Below are 21,763 nucleotides of genomic sequence, written 5' to 3'. Positions count from 1 at the left end.
GCGCTACGAGCGGAATCCGTCGTCGGAGAGGACGGATCAGTCGGTCTTGGGGTAGCCGCCGATGCCGCGCCAGGCGAGACCGGCGACCAGCCGAGCCGCCTCGGGCTGCGACAGGTTGCCGTTGTCGTGGAGCCAGTAGCGGGCGCTGACCTGGATCTGACCGACCAGGCCGACGGCGAGCAGGTGGGAGGCGGCGGCGTCGAAGCCGGTGTCCTCGGCGATCACCTCGGCGATCACCTCGGCGCACTCGTTGGTGACCCGGTCGACCTGCTCGCGAACGGCGGGGTCGTTGGTCAGGTCGGACTCGAAGACGAGACGGAAGGCACCGGACTCGGAGGCGACGTAGTCGTAGAAGACCTCGACGGTGCGCGCCACGCGCTCCTTGTTCTCGTCGGTCGACGCCAGCGCCGCCTGACAGCGCTCGATGATCTCGTTGCAGGACTTCTCCAGCAGCGCGAGATAGAGGTCGAGCTTGCCGGGGAAGTGCTGGTAGAGGACTGGCTTCGAGACGCCCGCCCGCTCGGCGATGTCATCCATCGCGGCAGCGTGGAAACCGTAGGCGACGAAGACCTCGAGAGCTGCTTCGAGGAGCTGGGCTCGTCGCTCCGTACGGGGCAGCCGAGCCCCGCGCGGTCGAGTGGGGTCGAGCTCGGATTGGTGCGTGGTCACGCCAGCAGCCTACCCGCTGGTACTCGGATTGCGGGACGCGTCGTGGCTCTCTCGCCCGATGAGGGAACATGGAGGGGTGCCTGCGGTGTTCACGTAGGCATACGTACGTCCGAACTGAGGAGCCGTTGTGTCCCTAGCCCCGCTCGTGGAGCCCGCTGACGAGCTGACGATCGACGAGGTGCGCCGCTACAGCCGTCACCTCATCATCCCCGACGTCGGGATGGACGGGCAGAAGCGGCTGAAGAACGCCAAGGTGCTGGTCATCGGTGCCGGCGGTCTCGGCTCGCCCGCTCTGCTCTACCTGGCCGCGGCCGGCGTCGGCACTCTCGGCATCGTCGAGTTCGACGAGGTCGACGAGTCCAACCTCCAGCGCCAGATCATCCACAAGCAGTCGACCGTGGGTCAGCCGAAGGCCGTGTCGGCCGAGGCCGCGATCAAGGAGGTCAACCCGTACGTCGAGGTGGTGCTGCACAACGAGCGGCTCGACAACGACAACGTGCGCGAGATCTTCACCGGCTACGACCTGATCGTGGACGGCACCGACAACTTCGCGACCCGCTACATGGTCAACGACGCGGCCTACTTCCTCGGGATCCCCTACGTCTGGGGCTCGATCTACCGCTTCGACGGCCAGGCCTCGGTCTTCGCGCCGAAGCTCACCGACGACGCGCCGTGCTACCGCTGCCTCTACCCGGAGCCCCCGCCCCCGGGCATGGTTCCCTCCTGCGCCGAGGGCGGCGTGCTGGGCGTGTTGTGCGCGTCCATCGGCTCGATCCAGGTCAACGAGGCCATCAAGATGCTGACCGGCATCGGCGAGCCGCTCGTCGGCAAGCTGATGATCTACGACGCACTCGAGATGGAGTACCGCAAGCTGAAGGTCCGCAAGGACCCCAACTGCGCGCTGTGCGGTGAGAACCCGACGGTCACCGACCTGATCGACTACGACTCCTTCTGCGGCGCGGTCTCCACCGAGGCCGCCGACGCCGCGGCCGGCTCGACCATCTCGGTGACCCAGCTCTCCGACATGATCAAGGAGCGCGACGAGGGCAACCGCGACTTCGTCCTCGTCGACGTGCGCGAGCCGAACGAGTACGAGATCAACAAGATCCCGGGCGCCGTCCTGATCCCGAAGGGCGAGTTCCTCAACGGCAACGCGATCCCGCAGGTCGCCGAGCTCACCGGCGACGGTGCCAAGCCGCTCGTGTTCCACTGCAAGAGCGGCGTACGCAGCGCCGAGGTGCTCGCGATCGCCAAGGGCGCGGGCTACTCCGACGCCGTGCACGTCGGTGGTGGCGTGGTCGCGTGGGTCAACCAGATCGACCCCTCGCAGCCCTCCTACTGATCGTCGACCAGGTGGTTCGGCCGGGTTGATCCTCGGTCGACCACCGGGTTACTGAACTGTTGGCCAGCGGTGGCCCCTCTGGGGCCGCCGCTGGCTTTATCTGTGACGGGCTGAACCGATAGTTTTGCGACGCAGCTGCGGGGGGCGGAGTTGCACCAGTGCATGAACCCCGGAGGATTCGACGTTGTTCACACGCGCTCGTCTCAGCGCGACGCTCGCCGGTGCCACCTTGGCCGGCGGACTGCTTCTCGGTACCCCTGCCCACGCGAGCGACCGGGCCCCCGAGCCGGCCTCGGGTGCGGCCGTCGGCTCGGCGATCGACCCGGAGAGGCTGGAGTCGAACGTCGCCGACCCGACCCAGGGCGTACCTCCGGGTTATGTCTTCGCGGGCGTCGGTGCGCTGCTGATGGGCGCGGGGGCAGGCATGGCCATGCGTCGCCGGCGAGCTGAGGCTGTGGCACGCTCGGCCGAGTGAGCCACGGCTACGACCCCTACGAGACTCCCCGGCCCAGGCGCCAACCCAGCCTGAGGACCTTCATCGGGGAGATCTTCGTCGTAGCCCTCGTGGTCGCGATCGGCGTGCTCGGCTACGCCGCCTACGACTACTACACCCGGATCGACGAGGCGCAGCAGAGCAGTGCCGCCCCGCCCGGCACGACCTCCTCGATCCCGGCCGAGGCGCTGGCCGAGGTGCCCAAGAAGAAGGGCAAGGTACGCGGCGTCTCGATCCCCACGCTCAACGTGCACGCCGACGTGGTGCCCCTGGCGATGGAGGGCGGCACCCTGACCCCGCCCGCCGACGCGGCCCTGATGGGGTGGTGGAAGGGCGGTGCGAAGCCCGGCTCGGAGAAGGGCTCGGTGCTGATCGTCGGTCACACGCTGCACAACGGCGGCGGCATCCTCGACCGGCTCGGCGAGGTCGACGAGGGCGACGAGATCGTCGTGCGGACGAAGAAGGACGAGTTCACCTACACCGTCCGGTCGGTGCGCGACCTCACCAAGGAGCAGGTCGCCAAGCGGAGCGAGAAGCTCTTCGACCCCGGTGGGGAGCCGCGGCTGGTCGTGGTGACCTGCGACGACTGGGACGGCACCTCGTTCCAGGGCAACACCGTCGTCGTCGCCGTTCCTTGACCCTACGGTTGCGTAACCCCGGAGCATCTGGCGTCGTTACCTGTGAGTCACATCACTCTACAGACGAGGCCCCCACATGCTCCGCACCCACCGTTCCGTACGCCGCGCCGCAGCGATCGCCGCCGGCGTCCTCACCGCCGCGCTCGTGCCGGCCCTGATCCCGAGCCCGGCGCAGGCCTGGGCGCCGGCCGACACGGCCCGCATCACGCCGGGGGTGCAGATGTACACCGACGGTGCGCAGTGCACCGCCAACTTCGTCTACACCGACTCCGCCGACAACGTCTACGTCGGCTACGCGGCCCATTGCGCGGGTCTTGGCGAGGCGACCGACACCAACGGCTGTGCGGCCAAGTCGCTGCCGCTCGGCACGCCGGTGACCTTCAACGAGGGCGGCTCGCTGCTGAGCGAGGGCACCGTCGTGGGCAGGGGCACGCTGGCGTACTCCTCCTGGCTGACCATGCAGAAGCGGGGCACCACCGACCCGAACACCTGCGCCTACAACGACCTCGCGCTGGTCAAGGTGAGCTCGGCCGACAAGGGCAAGGTCAACCCGAGCGTGCCGCTGTGGGGCGGCCCGACCGGCATCGACACCGACGGCACCGCCGCCGGCGACCGGGTCTACTCCTACGGCAACTCCTCGGTACGTGCCGACCTCGACCTGCTCTCGCCGAAGATCGGCCTCTCGCTCGGTGACAGCGTCAACGGCACCCGCTGGTCGCACCCGCTCTACAACGTCACCCCCGGCATCCCCGGTGACTCCGGCTCGGGCTTCCTGAGCGCCGACGGCAAGGCCGTCGGCACCCTCTCGACGCTCGGCCTGCTCCCGCTGCCGGCGTCCAACAACATCGGCGACCTCGACCTCGAGCTCGACTTCGCGAAGGCCACCTCCGGCATCTCCGGCCTGCGCCTGGTCAACGGCACCGAGCCGTTCAAGAGCATCCTCTGAGCGCACCGCTGGTCGAGCCCCGCTCGTTGGCGCTCGCGGGGCTCGACCAGCGAAAGTAGGGGCATGACCGACCGGGAGGCGTACGTCGAGGCCGTGCTGCGCATCGTCGAGCAGATCCCACGCGGGCGGGCGACGACGTACGGCGCGATCGCGGACGCCCTCTTCGACGAGTTCGGGGGCGGTCCGCGGCAGGTCGGCTCGGTGATGGCCCGCGAGGGCGCCGGGATGCCCTGGTGGCGGGTGGTGCGAGCCGACGGCTCGCTCCCCGCCAGCCACGGCGAGGAGGCGCGTCAGGCCTATCTCGAGGAGGGCACGCCCCGGCGCGTCTCGGGGGTGGTGGACCTGCGCGAGGCGATGTGGCTGCCGCCTACGATGAACCCGTGATGTATCGCCTCCTCCACACCGTCGTGCCGCCTGTTCTCCGGGCGGTCTGGCGCCCCACGGTGACGGGGGCGGAGAACGTCCCGCGCTCCGGCGGGGTGATCCTGGCCAGCAACCACCTCAGCTTCGCCGACTCGATCGTGATCCCGTCGGTCTCGCCGCGGCCGGTGCACTTCCTGGCCAAGTCCGACTACTTCACCGGCACCGGCCTCAAGGGCGCGGCCCAGAAGGCGTGGTTCGAGGGGATGGGGATGCTCCCTGTCGACCGCGACGACCCGCAGGCCGCGCTCGGCTCGCTGGAGGTGGCCCTGGAGGTCCTGGGCAAGGGCGAGGCGTTCGGCATCTATCCGGAGGGCACCCGCTCGCGCGACGGACGGCTCTACCGAGGACGTACGGGCGTGGCCCACCTGGCGCTCACCGCCGGTGTGCCCGTGGTGCCGGTGGGTCTGCGGGGGACCGCGGAGCTGCAGCCGGTCGGGTCGAGCCTGCCCCGGCTGGCGAAGGTCACGGTCGCCTTCGGGAAGCCGATCCAGGTCGCCGGGCGCTTCGAGGGCGTACCTCTCGGCAAGGCCCGCCGGGTCATCACCGACGAGGTGATGGACTCGATCGCCGCGCTCAGCGGTCAGGAGCTCGCCGGGGTCTACAACGAGCGTCCCGCCGACGCCTGACCCCGGTGGTCGAGCTCGTGAGACCGTCGGTGGTCGAGCTCGAGACCGTCGGTGGTCGAGCTTGTCGAGACCCCTGTTGCGCTAGACCCGCAACGAGCGCACCCTGGAAGGTGACCCCCTTCTCAGGCGAGGTGAGGCAGATGGCCACCACGACCGTGTTGCAGGACGAGCTGCGACACAAGCACGACGAGCTCGCCGGGCGCCTGGCCCAGGCTCGTAGCATCATCGCCAGGCCGGAGCAGACCCGCAGGGGCTGCCCGCCGATCGACCAGTTCAACGCCGGTACGTCCCGACACCTGCACGCGGTGGACGAGGCGCTGCTGCCGGCGGTCTCCGCTCATTGCGAGGCAGGCGCCGAGCTGGTCCACGACTACCTTCCCGCGGCGCGCCGCCTGGAGGTGCTGCTCTTCCACGTGAAGGCGCACGAGTACGGCTCCACCTGGGAGACCACCCACGACTGGCCGGCTCTGTGGGGCGAGGTCGAGGAGGCGCTCCACGCGCAGGAGGAGAAGGAGGACGAGCTCGCCTCGCACCTCTCCACCGAAGCCTCCGAGGACGTGCTCCTGCTGGTCGCCGAGCGGATCGCGGCTGCCGAGCGCCGAGCGCCGTCCCGACCACACCCGCACCTCCCGCACACCGGCCTGTCCGGCAAGGTCGTACGCCGCCTGGCCCGTCCCGTCGACGCCGTCTGGGACGCGGTGGAGAACCGCGCGGTCGGCGGTCCGAAGCCGCTGCCGCACGAGAAGCCCGGCGTCTTCTGGCAGTACCTGCTCGGCGACCCGCGCTTCCCGGACGAGCCCGCCGACGAGAACCGGCACAATGAGCCGGGTGACCGCTGACCCCATCACCTCCGTCCTAGACCTCTCGCCCCATCCCGAGGGTGGTGCGTTCCGACAGACCTGGGCTGCTGCCGAGACCGTCACCCTCCCCGACGGCCGGGTGCGCCCCACCGCGACGCTGATCTACTTCCGGCTGCTGGCGGGGGAGTCCTCGGCGTGGCACCGGGTCTCCTCCGACGAGATCTGGCTGGCGCACACCGGCGTGGTGTCACTGCAGCTCGGCGGGTCCGGCTCGGCACCCGAGGAAGGGCCGACCCTGCTCGTCGGGGTGGACGTGGTCGCCGGCCAGGTGCCGCAGGCCGTCGTGCCGGCAGGGGTGTGGCAGCGTACGGTCCCCTCGGCCGAGGACGCGCTCGTCTCCTGCGTGGTCTCGCCGGGGTTCGACTTCGACGACTTCGAGCTCGCCGAGTAGGGGACGCGGTGGAGTACGCCTTCGAGGGAGCCGTCATCGAGTGGCGGGGGCCCGCGCCGTTCTACTACGTGCCGATGCCCGTCGAGGACGCCGAGGACCTCAAGGAGGACGCTCGCGGCCTGGAGTACTGGGGCCAGGTCGCCGTCACCGCCACCATCGGCGCGACCACCTTCACCACCGCGCTCTTCCCCAAGGACGGCACCTACCTGCTCCCGCTGAAGGTGGCCGTGCGGAAGGCCGAGGGGATCGGGCTCGACGACACGGTCGCGGTGCAGATGCGCCTGGGGCACGAGGCCTGAGATGTCGGATGCTCTCGGGCGCCGGTGGAATTGTCGGCGCTCTCTGCTTGGGTGGTTTTCGTGAGTGTCGCCTACCGCCTTGCCCCACCACCGACCGCTGCCGGCGTGCCGGTGCTCGACGAGCACCAGCGGTCGGTCGTCGAGCACCCCGGCGGCCCGCTGCTGGTGCTGGCCGGGCCCGGCACGGGCAAGACGACCACGCTCGTGGAAGCGGTCGTCGACCGCATCGAGAACCGCGGCGTACGCCCCGACCAGCTGCTCGCGCTGACCTTCTCCCGCAAGGCCGCCGAGCAGCTGCGCGACCGGGTGACCGCGCGCCTGGGACGCACCCTGTCCGGCACGGTCTCCTCGACCTTCCACTCCTTCGCCTACGGGCTGGTGCGGCGCTTCGCACCGGCCGAGCTCTACGCCGCCCCGCTGACGCTGCTCTCCGCTCCCGAGGCCGACGTGGTGCTGCAGGAGCTGCTGGCCGACCACCCCGAGTCGGTGCGGTGGCCCGACCGGTTCCGGATGGCGGTCGGCACCCGTGGCTTCGCGCGCGAGGTGCAGACGGTGACCGCGCGGGCGCGCGAGCGCGGGCTCGACCCCGACCAGCTGGTCGCGCTCGGGCAGGACGAGAAGATCGAGGAGTTCGTCGCGGCCGGGTGGTTCCTGGAGCAGTATCTCGACGTGCTCGGGGCCCAGTCGGCGATCGACTACCCCGATCTGATCATGCGCGGGGTGATCGAGGCCGAGCGTCATGCCGCCGAGCTGCGGGCCGAGTTCTCGTGCGTCTTCGTGGACGAATACCAGGACACCGATCCGAGCCAGGTCGCGCTGCTGCAGGCGCTGGCCGGCGACGGCCGCGACCTGATCGTGGTCGGCGACCCCGACCAGTCGATCTACGGCTTCCGCGGCGCCGACGTCAACGGCATCCTCGACTTCCCCGCGCAGTTCCTGACCCGGGAGCGCCGGCACGCGCCGGTGGTCGCGCTCGGCACCACCCGGCGCTTCGGGTCGCGGCTGCTGCGGGCCTCGCGGTCCATCGCCGCCGGCATCTCGGTGCGCGGCGCGATCCCCGCAGCAGCCTACGAGACCTTCCGCAACCCGCACCCGCTGGCGCAGGACCCGGGCCGCGCCGAGGTGCTCACCTTCGACACCGACCGCGCCGAGACCGAGCACATCGCAGACCTGCTCCGTCGGGCCCATCTCGAGGACGGCATCGACTGGTCCGACATGGCGGTGCTGGTGCGCTCGGGCCGCAACTCGATCCCGCAGCTGCGCCGGTCCCTGACGGCTGCCGGAGTGCCGGTCGAGGTCGCCTCCGACGAGACGCCGCTCGTCCGTGAGCCTGCTGCCGCCGTCCTCCTGGACGCGCTCGGGGTCGTGGTCGACGCGGACGTCGACTCGGAGCTCGACGAACGCTACGTACGCCCTGAGCGCTGCGAGGAGCTCCTCACCGGGCCTCTCGGTGGACTCGACGCGACCGATGTCCGTGCGCTCACGCGGACTCTGCGGGCTTGGTTCCCCGACGTGGCGGCCCACGAGCTCGTGCGTCGCGCGGTGCTCGACCACACGCTGCTCGATGAGGAGGAGGCCGCCGACGAGGAGCGGGTGCTCGGGCGGGTTCGCCGGCTGGCGGCTCTTCTCGCCGAGGCTCGGGCTGCGCTGAAGGACGGCGCGGGGGCCGAGCAGGTGCTGTGGACGCTGTGGGACGGTGCCGACTGGGGTCGGCGGCTGCGGGCGCAGGTCGAGTCGGGAGGCCCGGCCGCCCGGCTGGCCCACCGTGACCTCGACGCCGTGGTCGCGCTCTTCGACACCGCCGCGAAGATCGAGGGGCGGCAGGAGTTCACCTCGGTCGAGACCTTCCTGGCTACCCTCCGCGCCCAGGAGATTCCGGCCGACACCCTGGCCGACAAGGGCGTGCGAGGATCGGCGGTGCGGCTGCTCACCGCCCACCGGTCCAAGGGGCTGGAGTGGGGGCTCGTGGTGGTCGCCCATGTCCAGGAGGGCGCCTGGCCCGATCTGCGCCGCCGTGACTCGCTGCTCGGTCCCGACCGGATCGCGCCGGCGCTGCCCGACGGCCGCCACGGCGGCCTGCTGCCGCCGCTGACCCGCTCGGCGATGCTCGCCGAGGAGCGCCGGCTCTTCTACGTCGCGGCCACCCGTGCCCGTTCGCGGCTGGTGGTGACCGCGGTGCGCTCGCCCGACGAGGACGGCGACCAGCCCTCGCGGTTCATCAACGAGCTCGGCCTGCGCGAGGACCAGATCCGTCACCGGGTCGGCCGCCCGGCGCGGCCGCTGTCCCTGGCAGGTCTCGTCGCCGAGCTGCGCCGCACCGCCGCCGACCCCGGGCAACCTCTCGCGCTGCGCGAGGCCGCCGCGCGGAGGCTGCAGAAGCTGGCCGCCACCGAGGTGCGCGGCAAGCGGATCGCGCCCGCCGCCGACCCGTCGACCTGGTGGGGGATGCGCTCCCCGACGTACGCATCGGCCGCGGTGCGGCCCGAGGACCGTCCGATCACGCTCAGCGCCTCGGCGCTGGAGGCGATCCTGACCTGCCCTGCGCAGTGGTTCCTGGCCCGGGAGGCCGGGGGAGCGGTGACCGACTCCTCGAGCCAGGGCTTCGGCAAGGTCGTGCACGCGATCGCCGAGCAGCTCGCCCGCGGCGACCTCGACGCCGCCACCGTCGAAGACCTGATGCCGTTCGTCGACGAGGTCTGGGGTCGTCTCGAGTTCCGCACTCCGTGGTCGGCAGCCCGTGAGCGTGAGGCCGTCCGCGACGTGCTCGCGCGCTTCCTGACCTGGCACCGGCGCCCCGGCGCGCGGACCGTGATCGGCTACGAGGAGCAGCTGACCGCGAAGGTGACGCTGCCCAGCGGGGAGACGGTCCGGCTGAACGGCTACGCCGACCGGCTCGAGCTCGACGAGAGCGGCCGGGTCGTGGTCGTCGACCTGAAGACCGGGAAATATCCGCCGACCGCGCAGGAGGTCAAGGAGCACGGCCAGCTCGGCCTCTACCAGCTGGCGGTGGAGCACGGTGCCGCCTCGGCGCTGGCCCCGGGTGCACCCTCCGGGGGAGCGGAGCTGATCCAGCTGCGCCACGGGTCCGAGATGCCGAAGGTGCAGGTGCAGGCACCCGAGCCGCCCGAGATCATCAACCAGCTCGAGAAGGCCGTCGCCACGGTCCGTGCCGAGGAGTTCGTCGCACGCCCCGGCAAGCAGTGCGACCGCTGCCAGTTCGTCGCCCTCTGCCCGGCCCAGACCTCAGGATCGGTGCTGTCATGAACCCTGCGATGGAGATCGAGACCCCCGAGGAGCTCGCCAAGCTGATGGGCCACGACTGGCTCTACAGCGACGAGCAGTTCCGCGCGATCACCGCGCCGATGGAGCCGGCCGTCGTGATCGCCGGCGCCGGCTCCGGCAAGACCGCGGTGATGGCCGCCCGGGTCGTCTGGCTGGTCGCGACCGGCCGCGTGCTCCCCGGCGAGGTGCTCGGCCTGACCTTCACCACCAAGGCCACCGCCGAGCTGGCGACCCGCATCCGGGAGTCGCTGCAGAAGGCCGGGCTCTGGCCCGAGCGACGCGAGGGTCCGCCGAAGCCCGGGGAAGACGACGAGGAGCCGACCGAGCCGACGGTGGCGACCTACCACTCCTACGCCTCGGGCCTGCTCTCCGAGCACGGCCTGCGCATCGGTCACGAGCCCGACACCCGGCTGATCGCCGACGCCACCCGCTACCAGCTGGCCGCCCGGGCGGTGGCGCGCCACACCCGTCCGGTCGAGAAGCTGACCGACTATCCGAAGCTGGCCGTCCAGCAGCTGCTCGCGCTCGACGCCGAGCTCTCCGAGCACCTCGTCGACCCGGCCACGCTGCGCGCCTACGACCGCAACGAGCGGTCGCTCTTCACGCTCGAGCTGGCCGACCTCAACGCGCAGCTCGCCGACGGCAAGCGGGTCAAGACCAAGATCACCAAGGTCGAGAAGGCGATCGACGCGATCGACAAGCGCTACGAGCTGCTCGATCTCGTCGACGGCTACCGGCGGCTCAAGGAGCGGCTCGGCCTGATGGACTTCTCCGACCAGATCGCGCTCGCCGCGCGGTTGGCCGAGGAGACCCCCGAGGTCGGTGAGATCGAGCGCGAGAAGTTCAAGGTGGTGCTGCTCGACGAATACCAGGACACCTCGGTCGCGCAGGCGCAGATGCTCGCTCGGCTCTTCGGTGGTGGGCATCCGGTCACGGCTGTGGGTGATCCGAACCAGGCGATCTACGGTTGGCGTGGGGCCTCGGTGAGCAACATCTTGGAGTTCGGGCGGGACTTTCCGCCCAGGGGGGTCTCGACAGGCTCGACCACCGGGGACGGCTCGACTTCCGGGGACGGCTCGACCTCCGGGGGGCGGACTTACTCGCTGACCGTGAATCGGCGGTCGGATGCTCGCATCCTCGCGACCGCGAACCACCTCGCTGCTCAGCTCTACGAGGGGCGGGAGCACGAGCGGCTGGTCGCGGCCGAGGGGGCTCACGACGGTGAGGTGCGGGTGCATGTCCACGAGACGTACGACGACGAGCTGGGCTGGCTCGCCGACAAGGTGATCGAGGCTCACGAGTCGGTCGGGGAGTGGAAGGAGATCGGCGTACTGACCCGGGACAACTCCCAGGCGGCCGCCGTCTTCGACGCGCTCACCGCCCGCGAGATCCCGGTCGAGATCGTCGGGCTGAAGGGACTGCTCAGACTGCCCGAGGTGGCCGAGGTCGTCGCCACCATGGAGCTGCTCCACGACGTCACCGCCAACGCTGCGCTGCTCACTCTGCTGGCAGGCCCGCGGTGGGCGATCGGCCCGCGCGACCTGGCCATCCTGGGCCGCCGCTCGCGCGACCTGGCGGGCGTCGTCGGCGGTGCCGAGGAGTTCGCCGACATCGAGCGACAGCTCGAGGCGGCCGTCGAGGGCACCGACCCGACCGAGATCCCCTCGCTCAACGACGCCCTGGAGGACCCGGGCGACGAGGCCGACTACGACTACTCGCCGCAGGCCCGGGAACGCTTCAGGATGCTCGCCGAGGAGCTCCGCGGGCTGCGCCGCGCGATCAACGAGCCGCTCCTCGACCTGGTCCGGCGGATCATCGACGTCACCGGCATCGACGTCGAGCTGGCCGCCTCGGTCTCCCCGGCGGCCTCCGCCCGGCGCGAGAACCTCGACCTCTTCGTCCAGGCCGTCGCCGACTTCGAAGGACTCGACGGGCAGGTCACCCTGGCCGCGCTGCTGGCCTACCTGGAGGCCGAGGACGAGTACGGCCAGGGTCTCGACGTGGCCACCCCGTCGGAGGCCGACTCGGTCAAGCTGCTCACCGTCCACCGCGCCAAGGGTCTGGAGTGGGACGTCGTCTTCCTGGTCGGTGTCACCCACAAGAAGTTCCCGACCGGCCAGACGCGCTCGTCGTGGCTGACCGTCCCTTCGGTGATGCCGGCCGCGCTCCGTGGCGACCGCGACGACCTGCCTCAGCTCCACGGCCACGACGCCGACGCGATCGACCAGCTGCTCGCCGAGCGCAAGGAGCACGAACGCACCGAGGAGCTCCGCCTCGCCTACGTCGCCTGGACCCGCGCCCGCCACGCGCAGTTCGTCTCGTGCTGGCGCTGGTCTCCCTCGCTCAAGGAGGGCCGCGGCCCGTCGCTCTACGTCGAGAAGACCCGCGAGGCGCTGCTCCAGTGGGGCGCGAAGCCCGACCGGTGGGCCGAGGTGGTCGTCAAGGGCGAGGAGGAGAACCCCTACGCCAACCGCGACGTCGACCTCCCCTGGCCGATCGACCACCACACCCACGAGGTGGAGCGTCGCCTCGAGGCGGCCAGGCTCGTCCGTGAGGTCGGCCCCGGGCCGGACGACCTCGACGACCTGACCCTGCTGGAGACGGTGAACCAGTGGGACGAGGAGATCGAGCGGCTGCTCACCGAGGCCGAGCGTGAGCGGGCACCCGAGGTCGTCGTACCCCTGCCCTCCTCCCTCTCCGCCACCGCGATGTCGAAGCTCCGCGACGACCCGCTCGCCTTCGCCGCCGACCTGGTCCGCCCGATGCCCCGCAAGCCCTCCTCCCAGGCTCGCTTCGGCACCCGTTTCCACGCCTGGGTCGAGGCGCGCTTCGGTCAGCAGGACCTCTTCGACCCCGACGACCTGCCCGGCCGCGCCGACCACGGCATCGAGGACGAGGCCGGCCTAGAGGAGGTCATCGCTGCCTTCGAGCAGGGCCCCTTCGCCGACCGCCCGCCCTACCGCGTCGAGGCCGCCTTCGCGATCGTCCTCGCCGGTCAGGTCGTCCGCGGACGCATCGACGCGGTCTACAAGGAGCGCGACGGCAGCTACCTGATCGTCGATTGGAAGACCAACCAGTCCCAGAACGCCGACCCGCTTCAGCTAGCCCTCTATCGGCTCGGCTGGGCCGAGCTGATGGGTGTGCCGCTGTCCCAGGTTCGGGCGGCGTTCTACTACGTACGCTCCGGGAGGCTCGTCGAGCCTGCTTCGCTTCCTGGGCGGGAGGAGCTGGAGCGGATCGTCGGGGGCTAGCCGGTGTGGGGGCGTGAGTCTTGGGCTTGGTGTTTGCCGCCGACCCTTGTGTGGGGAGGATGCTCTCCGCGGCCCACGCCTGCCGCCGAACACAGCCCCTGGCTGATGCCGGACCGAGGCACCCGACTACTTCACAGTCCGAGCAACCGGCGGTAGCTCTCCCGACTCCCGCAGAGAGTCGAGCAGGTCCCCCGGAAGGATCCACACCGTCGCATACGGGAACGGCCGATCGCGCAACATCACCGCCCCGGTGACGAACGCCGGCTCACCCTCGGGACACGAGAAGACGATGTCGTCGCCCCACTCCCACTGTCGCTTGACGATGGTCGGCAGCATCCACCACATCAGCCAGTTGCGCTCGGCGTTCATCGAGGAGCGCTGGCGGGGGCAGTTGTTGTCGTAGGCGACGACCGCCTCGGGGTGGTCGGCGAGGATCGAGCGGAGTTCGCCGACGACCGGGGTGACGTTGTCGAAGCGGTCGTGGAACTCGTCGGAGGCGCCGTCGGCGACGGCGGAGGAGGTGGTGCCGAGGACGAGTACGACCGCGGTGACGACGATCGCGCGGACCCGGTCGCCTGCCTGCGTGCGCAACCGGGGGAGGGCGGCGAGGAGCGTCCAGACCAGCAGTGGCACCAGCGAGCACAGTGTCGCGATCAGCCAGAAACGGTTGTCGTTGGTGAGCGACGGGATCGGGCCGGGCTGCGGGAACCGGCCGTCGGGGAGCGCCCACCACCACGGGATCGCGCCCGGGATGTGCGCCGGGGTGGTGTAGGCCCAGGTGGGTGCGTCGGGGGCGACCACGAAGATGGTCACCAGCGAGATGCCGGCGACGACCACCCAGGTGGAGACGAGGACGGCCCGGCTGCGTACGGCCTGGATGGCGGCGCACACCCCGGCCAGCACGAGGACGGCGAAGAGCGGGTCGATGTAGCGCCCGTAGATCCAGTAGTCGAAGCGGCGCCACTCCATGGTGAACAGCGCGTGCTCGGTGCCCCAGTTCAGGCAGCTGAGGACGTACATCGACGCGGCGGCGATCAGCACGAACCCGGCCTTGCCGACCTGTCGGGCTCGGAGCTCCTTCCAGAACGCTGCGGTCACCACGACGAGTCCGACGACCACGATGCCGAGGCTGCCGACCATCTGGGTCCAGGCCTCGCCGGCGAAGGTGTCGACCCAGAATCGTGGGTGGGCCTCGGTGACCTTCTCGAGGAAGTCCTGCGCCTGAACGAACCTCCACGGCACCAGCTGCGAGTGGAACCAGAGGGCGGCCTCGTTGGCGGCTACGGCGAGCACGCCGGTGGCGACCAGGCCGACGAGGGCGATGCGCCACTGCCTGACGAGGAAGAAGACCAGCCACAGCAGGACCGCCGCGACGAAGACCTGCATCCGAGCGTGGGAGAAGAGTGCGAGAGCGGTGACGAGACCGAGCAGGAGCACGCCGCGGTAGGTCGGCTTCTCCCAGAGCCGGAACGCGACCAGGGTGGCCACCACGACGAGCAGCGTGATCAGCCGCTCGGAGAGGACGTAGTCGGCCTGGATCGCGCGCGGAGGGAGTGCCGTCACGACGGAGGCAGCGACCACACCCTGAGCAGGCGTGACGCCGCTGAGCCGCACCGCGACCCGGGACAGCGGCCAGATGGTGAGCATGCTGATCGCCAGGCCGACGACGATCGCGATCCGGTAGAACGTGAAGACGTCGGACGTGACCAGCCACAACGGTGCCAGCAGCACTCCCCATCCGGGGTAGTAGCCGGGCGTGTTCACCTGCGGGGACTCGAGGCCGAGGACGGTCCGGCCGTGGATGACGGTGCCGATCTCGTCGTACATGAACGAGAGACTCGAGCCCCAGGCGATGTAGACGTTGATCGCCAGCGCGACCACGACGGAGACGACAGCGGCGATGCGCCAGAACCGATCCACGCCGCGGAACATATACCGACCTCCTAGGCTCTGAGGCGTGGACTCCCCGAAGCTGCCCATCCATCTGCGAATCACTCAGGACCCCCACGACCGAAGCGGCCATCTGCGCACCGACGAGGGCTGGGTCGAGAAGGCCTGGTCCGACGAGGCCACCAGAGTCCTCGTCGTCGCCGGCAACAGGGTCGAGCCGTCGGGCGAGACGAGGGTGAGGTGGCGTACGACGGACGAGGCCCCGGACGGGATCCGGCTGCTCCTCGGCGACACCGCCGACGGCGCCCGGTTCGCGGTGCTCACCGGCCGCGAGGAGGCCGGCGAGGACTGGCGAGATCTGCGCGGGCTCTTCCCGGCGATGCTCGAGGACACGACCGAGGCGAGCTTTCTGATGCACGCGGTCGGGCTGGCCGAGTGGCACCGGGCGACCCGGTTCTGCTCACGGTGCGGAGGCGCCCTCGAGCCGCGCGCGGCCGGTCACGAGCTGGCCTGCGTGGAGGGGCATCTCACCTTCCCGCGCACCGACCCGGCGGTGATCATGCTGGTGACGGCGGGGGAGCCCGGCTCTGCGGAGGAGCGCTGCCTGCTCGGCAACCACACCCGTTGGCCCGCCCCCTACTACTCGACCCTCGCCGGCTTCGTCGAGCCGGGTGAGTCGCTGGAGGACGCGGTCCGTCGTGAGGTCGCCGAGGAGGTCGGCGTACGCGTCGGTCAGGTCGACTACTTCGGCAACCAGCCGTGGCCGCTGCCGGCCAGCCTGATGCTCGGGTTCTTCGCACGGGCGACGTCCACAGAGGTCGTCGTGGACGAGGACGAGATCCGCGAGGCGCGCTGGTTCACCCGCGCAGAGCTCGCCGCGGTCGCCGAGAGCGGGGAGATCAAGCTCCCCAGCGGCGTCTCGATCAGCCGGTCGCTGGTCGAGGAGTGGTACGGCGGCGAGCTGCCCGGCTCGTGGTGATCCGGGCAGCTCGGGGGTCGGGCCTCAGGCCAGCTCGGCGAGCTTCGCCTTGACCTGAGCGATCGACGGGTTGGTCATCGCGGAGCCGTCGGAGTAGACGAGGGTCGGGACGGTCTGGTTGCCGCCGTTGACCTGCTCGACGATCTGGGCGGCCTCCGGGACCTGCTCGATGTCGACCTCGTCGAAGGTGATGTCCTCACGCCCGAGCTGCCCCTTGAGCCGCTTGCAGTATCCGCACCAAGGGGTGGTGTACATCGTGAAGCTGCTCATGACTCTCCTCATCAAACGGGTCCTGCTCAGACTGTCGGTGCCGGCCCATAGTGTTGGCCGCAAGACGTAACGTTCCCACGCCCAGGAGCCATTCCCGCTTTGAACCCCGCCCGTCCACCAGCCACACCGTTGGCCCCAGAGTCCCTCCTCGACGCCCTCGACCCCGAGCAGCGCCGGGTCGCGGAGGCGCTGCGCGGCCCGGTGCGGGTGCTGGCAGGTGCGGGCACGGGCAAGACCCGGGCGATCACTCACCGGATCGCCTACGGCGTGGCCACCGGTGTGTACGCGCCGCAGGAGGTCCTCGCGGTCACCTTCACCACGCGCGCGGCGGGGGAGATGCGCCAGCGGCTGCGGGCGATGGGCGCCGGCGCGGTCCAGGCGCGCACCTTCCACTCCGCGGCCCTGCGTCAGCTGCGCTTCTTCTGGCCGAAGGTCTACGGCACCGAGCTGCCCAACCTGACCGAGTCCAAGATCCCGCTCATCCGTGCCGCAGCGCAGCGCCAGCGGATCAACGTCGACCAGGCCCAGGCCCGCGATCTCGCCTCGGAGATCGAGTGGTCCAAGGTCTCCAACGTCCACCCCGACGACTACCCGAAGTCGGCCGAGTCGCGCGGCCGCGAGGTCGGCGGGCTGACCCCGTCGATGGTCGGGCACATCTACGCCGCCTACGAGGACGTCAAGCGCACTCAGGCGCGGATGGACATGGAGGACGTGCTGCTCCTGACCGCCGGTCTCCTGGAGCACGACGAACGGGTCGCGGCGCAGGTCCGACGGCAATACAAGTGGTTCACCGTCGACGAGTTCCAAGACGTCTCGCCGCTGCAGTCGGCGCTGCTCGACCTGTGGCTCGGCGGTCGCAACGAGATCTGCGTGGTCGGCGACCCGGCCCAGACGATCTACACCTTCGCCGGCGCGGACGCCGCCTACCTGCGCGACTTCCCGAAGAAGCACCCCGGCGCCACCTCGGTCGAGCTGGTCCGCAACTACCGCTCGTCCCCGCAGGTCGTGAAGGTCGCCAACAAGATCCTGCAGGGCACACCCAGCGAAGGCGTCCAGCTGCAGGCGCAGCGTGACGCCGGGCCCGCCGTCGAGCACGTCGAGCAGCCCGACGAGGTCGCCGAGGCCGAGGGCGTCGCCGCCGAGATCCTGCGGCTGCACCAGTCCGGCCGGCCCTACAACGAGATCGCGATCCTGTTCCGGATCAATGCCCAGTCCGAGGCCTACGAGGACGCGCTCACCGCGCGCCGGATCCCCTACGTCGTGCGCGGCGCCGCCCGCTTCTTCGACCGGCCCGAGGTGCGCGAGGCGGTGACCCGCATCCGCGGCGCCGCTCGAGGCGGCCAGGGGGCGGTGATCGGCGACGAGCTGCTCGAGTCCGTGCACGGCATCCTGGCCGGCATGGGCTGGACCTCGGAGCCGCCGGACGGCCGTGGCCAGACCCGGGACCGCTGGGAGTCCTGGCAGGCGCTGATCGACCAGGCACGCGCCTTCGCCGCGGCCGGCGGCGACCTGGCCGGCCTCGTCGCCGAGCTCGACCGCCGGGCGGCCGAGCAGCACGCCCCGGTGCCGGAGGGTGTCACCCTGGCGACCTTCCACGCCGCCAAGGGCCTCGAGTGGGACTCGGTCTTCCTGGTCGGTCTCCAAGACGGCACGATGCCGTTCATCCTCCGCGGTGAGGAGCCGACCCCGGCCGAGATCGAGGAGGAGCGTCGGCTGCTCTACGTCGGCCTCACCCGGGCGCGGGTCGACCTGACGCTCTCGTGGGCACTGGCGCGTCAGCCGGGCCAGGCCGCGCGCCGCCGGCCGTCACGCTTCCTGGAGCCGCTGCGTCCGGCCCGGTCCACCGCGCCGGCACGACGACCGGGCTCCGGCAAGGCGCGGATGTGCAAGACCTGCGGCGGTCCCCTCGGCTCGGCGGCCGAGAAACGGATCGGTCGTCACGAAGGTTGCGACGCCCCCTACGACGAAGCGCTCTACGGTCGCCTGAAGCAGTGGCGCAAGGAGACCGCCGAGGCCGCGCGCAAGCCGGCCTTCGTGATCTTCACCGACGCGACCCTGGAGCACATCGCCGAGCAGAAGCCCGGCACCCTCCAGGATCTGCAGCGCATCGCCGGCATCGGCCGCAGCAAGGTGGAGACCTACGGGGCGGAAGTCCTTGAAGTGATCGCCGGGGACGCCTGAAAACCCTTCAAAGAAATTCCTCGAAATCAACCGGTTTAATCGTTTGCGGCCGACATACCGGGCCGGTTACTGTTCTTTCAGCAAGTAAAACCGCGCGCTGAACAAGCGCGCCCGACAGCCCCGAAGGAGGTGGCCCCAGTGAAGATCAACACGATTCAGACGCCGATCAATGGCATCGCCATGTCCGCGTGCGGCCACCGCCCCGAGCTGTCCACCCCGGCGACCGGTGCCTTTGCAGGCGCCGGCTACGGCGTGCGTGTCGAGGGACTCGTGTCCCCGCAGACGGATGCCACGAAGGTCAAGTCCCTCGGGATTCGAGCCTGGAGCTGTCCGACTACATAGATTCACGTAGTCACAGCAGCCTCCAGGCCGCGGAACCCGAAACCCGGGATCCGCGGCCTTTCTGTTTCTCAAAAACCCGCGATCAGTCAACAAGGAGGTGTACATATGACCAGCACTCTCGAACCCTCGGTGGTAGAGCCCGTCCAGGCCACCCTCGGTGGCCTTCACGACCGCGCCAACCGTTACGACGAGGACCAGCTGCCCTGCCGGGCCAACAACCCCGAGCTGTGGTTCGCCGAGTCCCCTGCCGACGTCGAGTTCGCCAAGGCGCTCTGCGCGACCTGCCCCGTGCAGCCGCTCTGCCTCGCCGGTGCCCTGGACCGGCGTGAGCCCTGGGGCGTCTGGGGCGGCCAGCTTCTCCTGCAGGGGAAGGTGATCCCCCGCAAGCGTCCCCGTGGCCGGCCCCGCAAGGACGCCGCCTGAGCAGCATGAAGGACACCAACACCCACCAGCCGTTCAAAGACGAGAGGCATCAGCCATGAACCAGATCGTGACGACCGCAGGCGCGGCAGCGCACTGACCAGCAGGAGAACCCAACAGACATGAACACCGATCGAGTACGGAGCACTCAGATGAACTTGCTTTACGAAGACCTGGCGCGCGCGCAAATGTCCGCGCGCCTGGGAGAGGCGCGTGAACTGCGGCGAGGCCATGCCCTCGTCAAGGCTGCTCGCCTGGGCCGCAAGGCCGAGCGAGCCGCCGTCCAGGCGAAGCTGGCTCTTGCCCGCGCGCTGTAAGCCCTTCACCGGGCACAGGACCTCACCCCTCTGATCGCGGGTGTGGAAGATGACCGGCCGGTCCGAGAAACCCTCGGGCCGGCCGGTCCCATGTCCGGCTGACGTAACACGCCCCTCATGTGCGGGTGACGCAGAATTTCGGTGTTGCGCCCTCGGAACCGCAGATTTCCGACCTATCGTTGAGCCATGAAGACCTGCGATTTCTGCGGATGTCACGAGGCCGATCCTCGCCGCCTGCTGGCGTGGACCACCGCGGTCGAGCGCGGGCGTGCGAAGTCGTTCTGCGAGGCCTGCTCGCGACGCCACGTACGCTCCATGGAAGCCAAGCTCGACTCCGACTGGTGGGCCTGAGCCTCCGCTCGAGCGAAGCTCACATCCTCTGCGGCGCCTCGATCCCGAGGAGCCCGAGCCCCGCCGACAGCACTCGCCGGGTGGCCTCGCACAGCGCGAGCCGGGTCTCCCGGAGCTCGCCCTCGGAGCGGAGCACCGGGCAGCTCTCGTAGAACGCCGTCAGCGCGGTCGACAGGCCGTAGAGGTACGCGGTGAGGTGATGCGGCTCCAGCGTGTCGGCGACCTTGCCGACCACCGGCGCGAAGCCGGTCAGCTCCAGCGCGAGCCGCTGCTCGGCCGGATCGGACAGGGCGCCGAGCTCGTAGGTCTGCTGTGGCGCCTGCACCAGGATGTTGCAGACCCGAGCGTGCGCGTACTGCAGATACGGCCCGGTCTCTCCGGTGGTGGCCGACATCCGCTCGACGTCGAAGACGTAGTCGCGCGCCAGATGGTTGGAGAGGTCGGCGTACTTCACCGCGGCATTGGCGACCATGCGTACGACCTCGGGGCCGGCGTAGCTCGCCGAGGCGGCCTCCTCGGCAGCGTCCAGCAGCGCGGCCAGCGTCACGGTCTCGCCCGAGCGGGTCTTGAACGGGCGGCCGTCGGGACCGAGCACGGTGCCGAAGCCGATGTGCTGGACCTCGACGGAGTCGGGCAGCCATCCGGCTGCGCGAGCGACCGCGAAGACCATGTCGAAGTGCTGGCTCTGCCGGTGGTCGACGACATAGACGGCCCGGTCCACGGCGAGGTCGTCGACCCGGTGGCGGATCGTGGCGAGGTCGGTCGCCGCGTAGCCGAAACCGCCGCCGGCCTTCTGCACGATCAGCGGCAGCGGGGCACCGTCGCGGCCGGTGAAGCCGTCGGGGTAGACCACCTGGGCCCCGGCAGACTCGGTCAGCAGGCCCAGTGCTCGAAGGTCGTCGACGACGCCCGGCAGCTGCGGGTTGTAGCGGCTCTCCCCGTCGAAGTCGTCATCGTCGAGGAGTACGCCGAGCCGGCCGTAGGTGGCGTCGAACTCCGTCATCGAGGCGTCCACCAGCGCCTGCCAGAGCGTCCGGGTGGTCGGGTCGCCGGACTGCAGCGCCACCACCCGCTGCCGGGCGGCGTCGGCGAAGGCGGGGTCCTCGTCGAAGCGTGCCTTCGCCCGCCGATAGAGCGCGAGCAGCTCGGTCATGTCCAGAGCGGCGACCGCGGCCGGGTCGTGGAGCCCGTCGCCGATCAGTCCCTCGACCAGCATGCCGAACTGGGTGCCCCAGTCGCCGAGATGGTTCTGCCGCACCACGTCGTGGCCGGCGTAGGCGAGCACCCTGGCGAGCGCGTCGCCGATGACGGTCGAGCGCAGGTGGCCGACGTGCATCGGCTTGGCGACGTTGGGGGAGGAGTAGTCGACGACGACCCGCTGTGCGGTCGCCGGAGCAGGTACGCCGAGGTGCGGGTCACGCAGCAGATCGCGGACCGCGTCGCTGAGCACGTCGGGTGACCAGGTGACGTTGAGGAACCCGGCACCGGCCAGCTCGAGGGTGCCGAGGCCGCCGAGATCGATGGCAGCGAGGAGGCGCGCGCCGATCTCCCGCGGCGGGAGCCCGAGCGGGCCGGCCAGCCGCAGCGGCAGGTTCGACTGGAGGTGGCCGAACTCGGGCCGGGTGGCGGGCCGCAGCTCGGGGTCGGTCCCGGCGTAGGCGTCGCCGAAGCAGGCGACGACGGCGTCCTGCAGATGGGTGGACAGGGCGAGAGTGTGTTCATGCACGAGGGTGATCCTCAGAGGTGAAGAGAGCAGGCTGACGCGAGGGCGGGGTCAGAGACCCGAGCCTCGT

At 70.5% G+C, this 21,763-nt stretch carries 20 protein-coding genes and 1 pseudogene; 17 read left to right on the top strand and 4 right to left on the bottom strand.

Going from position 1 to position 21,763, the window contains the following annotated elements; genetic code table 11:
* Nucleotides 1–36: 36 nt before the first annotated feature.
* The gene (locus IEY81_RS19320; protein WP_189120120.1) at nt 37–669 is read right to left on the bottom strand and encodes a TetR/AcrR family transcriptional regulator; all 633 of its coding nucleotides are present in this window, start codon (nt 667–669) and stop codon (nt 37–39) included.
* 127 nt (nt 670–796) lie between these two features.
* On the opposite strand from IEY81_RS19320, the gene moeZ reads away from it, so the two are divergent.
* The 11 genes from moeZ (at nt 797) to IEY81_RS19265 (ending at nt 13,220) form a co-directional block, all read left to right on the top strand.
* A complete protein-coding gene (moeZ, locus tag IEY81_RS19315; protein ID WP_189120119.1) occupies nt 797–2,011 on the top strand; it encodes an adenylyltransferase/sulfurtransferase MoeZ in 1,215 nt (404 codons plus the stop codon).
* 184 nt (nt 2,012–2,195) lie between these two features.
* Entirely contained in the window at nt 2,196–2,486 is a 291-nt protein-coding gene (locus IEY81_RS19310) for a hypothetical protein (RefSeq protein WP_189120118.1), read from the top strand.
* A complete protein-coding gene (locus tag IEY81_RS19305) occupies nt 2,483–3,142 on the top strand; it encodes a class F sortase (RefSeq protein WP_189120117.1) in 660 nt (219 codons plus the stop codon). The genes IEY81_RS19310 and IEY81_RS19305 overlap by 4 nt, the downstream gene beginning before the upstream one ends.
* A 76-nt stretch (nt 3,143–3,218) precedes the next feature.
* On the top strand, nt 3,219–4,088 hold the full coding sequence (locus IEY81_RS19300; RefSeq protein WP_189120116.1) for a S1 family serine peptidase: 870 nt from the start codon (nt 3,219–3,221) through the stop codon (nt 4,086–4,088).
* Between the two features lie 63 nt (nt 4,089–4,151).
* Complete coding sequence (locus IEY81_RS19295; protein WP_189120115.1) at nt 4,152–4,472, top strand: MGMT family protein; 321 nt, start codon at nt 4,152–4,154, stop codon at nt 4,470–4,472.
* Nucleotides 4,472–5,137: a lysophospholipid acyltransferase family protein gene (locus IEY81_RS19290; protein WP_189120136.1), complete on the top strand. Its 666-nt coding sequence runs from the start codon at nt 4,472–4,474 to the stop codon at nt 5,135–5,137. The genes IEY81_RS19295 and IEY81_RS19290 overlap by 1 nt, the downstream gene beginning before the upstream one ends.
* Before the next feature lie 140 nt (nt 5,138–5,277).
* Nucleotides 5,278–5,976 carry a hypothetical protein gene (locus IEY81_RS19285; RefSeq protein WP_189120114.1) on the top strand — a complete coding sequence of 233 codons (699 nt, stop codon included), beginning with the start codon at nt 5,278–5,280 and terminating at the stop codon, nt 5,974–5,976.
* Entirely contained in the window at nt 5,957–6,388 is a 432-nt protein-coding gene (locus IEY81_RS19280; protein ID WP_189120113.1) for a cupin domain-containing protein, read from the top strand. The genes IEY81_RS19285 and IEY81_RS19280 overlap by 20 nt, the downstream gene beginning before the upstream one ends.
* 8 nt (nt 6,389–6,396) lie before the next feature.
* Nucleotides 6,397–6,687: a DUF1905 domain-containing protein gene (locus IEY81_RS19275; RefSeq protein WP_189120112.1), complete on the top strand. Its 291-nt coding sequence runs from the start codon at nt 6,397–6,399 to the stop codon at nt 6,685–6,687.
* A gap of 60 nt (nt 6,688–6,747) precedes the next feature.
* Complete coding sequence (locus IEY81_RS19270; protein WP_189120111.1) at nt 6,748–9,951, top strand: ATP-dependent helicase; 3,204 nt, start codon at nt 6,748–6,750, stop codon at nt 9,949–9,951.
* Nucleotides 9,948–13,220, top strand: a complete 3,273-nt coding sequence (locus tag IEY81_RS19265) for an ATP-dependent helicase (protein WP_189120110.1) — start codon at nt 9,948–9,950, stop codon at nt 13,218–13,220. The genes IEY81_RS19270 and IEY81_RS19265 overlap by 4 nt, the downstream gene beginning before the upstream one ends.
* Nucleotides 13,221–13,346: 126 nt before the next feature.
* On the opposite strand, the gene IEY81_RS19260 is transcribed toward IEY81_RS19265, so the two are convergent.
* Nucleotides 13,347–15,140 carry a glycosyltransferase family protein gene (locus IEY81_RS19260; RefSeq protein WP_189120109.1) on the bottom strand — a complete coding sequence of 598 codons (1,794 nt, stop codon included), beginning with the start codon at nt 15,138–15,140 and terminating at the stop codon, nt 13,347–13,349.
* 37 nt (nt 15,141–15,177) lie between these two features.
* Here IEY81_RS19260 and nudC point away from each other — a divergent pair, with 37 nt between their 5' ends.
* Nucleotides 15,178–16,089, top strand: a complete 912-nt coding sequence (nudC, locus tag IEY81_RS19255) for an NAD(+) diphosphatase (protein ID WP_189120108.1) — start codon at nt 15,178–15,180, stop codon at nt 16,087–16,089.
* A 24-nt stretch (nt 16,090–16,113) separates the two neighbouring features.
* On the opposite strand, the gene IEY81_RS19250 is transcribed toward nudC, so the two are convergent.
* On the bottom strand, nt 16,114–16,359 hold the full coding sequence (locus IEY81_RS19250; RefSeq protein ID WP_189120107.1) for a mycoredoxin: 246 nt from the start codon (nt 16,357–16,359) through the stop codon (nt 16,114–16,116).
* Between the two features lie 129 nt (nt 16,360–16,488).
* Between IEY81_RS19250 and IEY81_RS19245 the strand changes: the two genes are divergently transcribed.
* From IEY81_RS19245 to IEY81_RS19225, 5 genes and pseudogenes are all read left to right on the top strand, one after another.
* Entirely contained in the window at nt 16,489–18,540 is a 2,052-nt protein-coding gene (locus tag IEY81_RS19245) for an ATP-dependent DNA helicase UvrD2 (RefSeq protein ID WP_189120106.1), read from the top strand.
* 138 nt (nt 18,541–18,678) lie between these two features.
* A complete protein-coding gene (locus tag IEY81_RS19240) occupies nt 18,679–18,882 on the top strand; it encodes a hypothetical protein (protein WP_189120105.1) in 204 nt (67 codons plus the stop codon).
* 105 nt (nt 18,883–18,987) lie between these two features.
* Complete coding sequence (locus IEY81_RS19235) at nt 18,988–19,305, top strand: WhiB family transcriptional regulator (protein ID WP_189120104.1); 318 nt, start codon at nt 18,988–18,990, stop codon at nt 19,303–19,305.
* A 98-nt stretch (nt 19,306–19,403) separates the two neighbouring features.
* Nucleotides 19,404–19,619, top strand: a pseudogene (locus tag IEY81_RS19230) (putative WhiB-interacting protein); the annotation flags it as partial.
* Nucleotides 19,620–19,805: 186 nt separating this feature from the next.
* Entirely contained in the window at nt 19,806–19,970 is a 165-nt protein-coding gene (locus tag IEY81_RS19225; RefSeq protein WP_189120102.1) for a hypothetical protein, read from the top strand.
* Nucleotides 19,971–19,989: 19 nt separating this feature from the next.
* Here the strand turns inward: IEY81_RS19225 and argS are convergent, their stop codons facing one another.
* A complete protein-coding gene (gene argS / locus IEY81_RS19220) occupies nt 19,990–21,663 on the bottom strand; it encodes an arginine--tRNA ligase (RefSeq protein ID WP_229788004.1) in 1,674 nt (557 codons plus the stop codon).
* Between the last annotated feature and the right edge of the window lie 100 nt (nt 21,664–21,763).

Source organism: Nocardioides luteus, assembly GCF_014648595.1.
Classification (GTDB): Bacteria; Actinomycetota; Actinomycetes; order Propionibacteriales; family Nocardioidaceae; genus Nocardioides; species Nocardioides luteus.
Note: the sequence above shows the minus strand (reverse complement) of the source record. Positions and strands in the feature narration are given on the sequence as shown.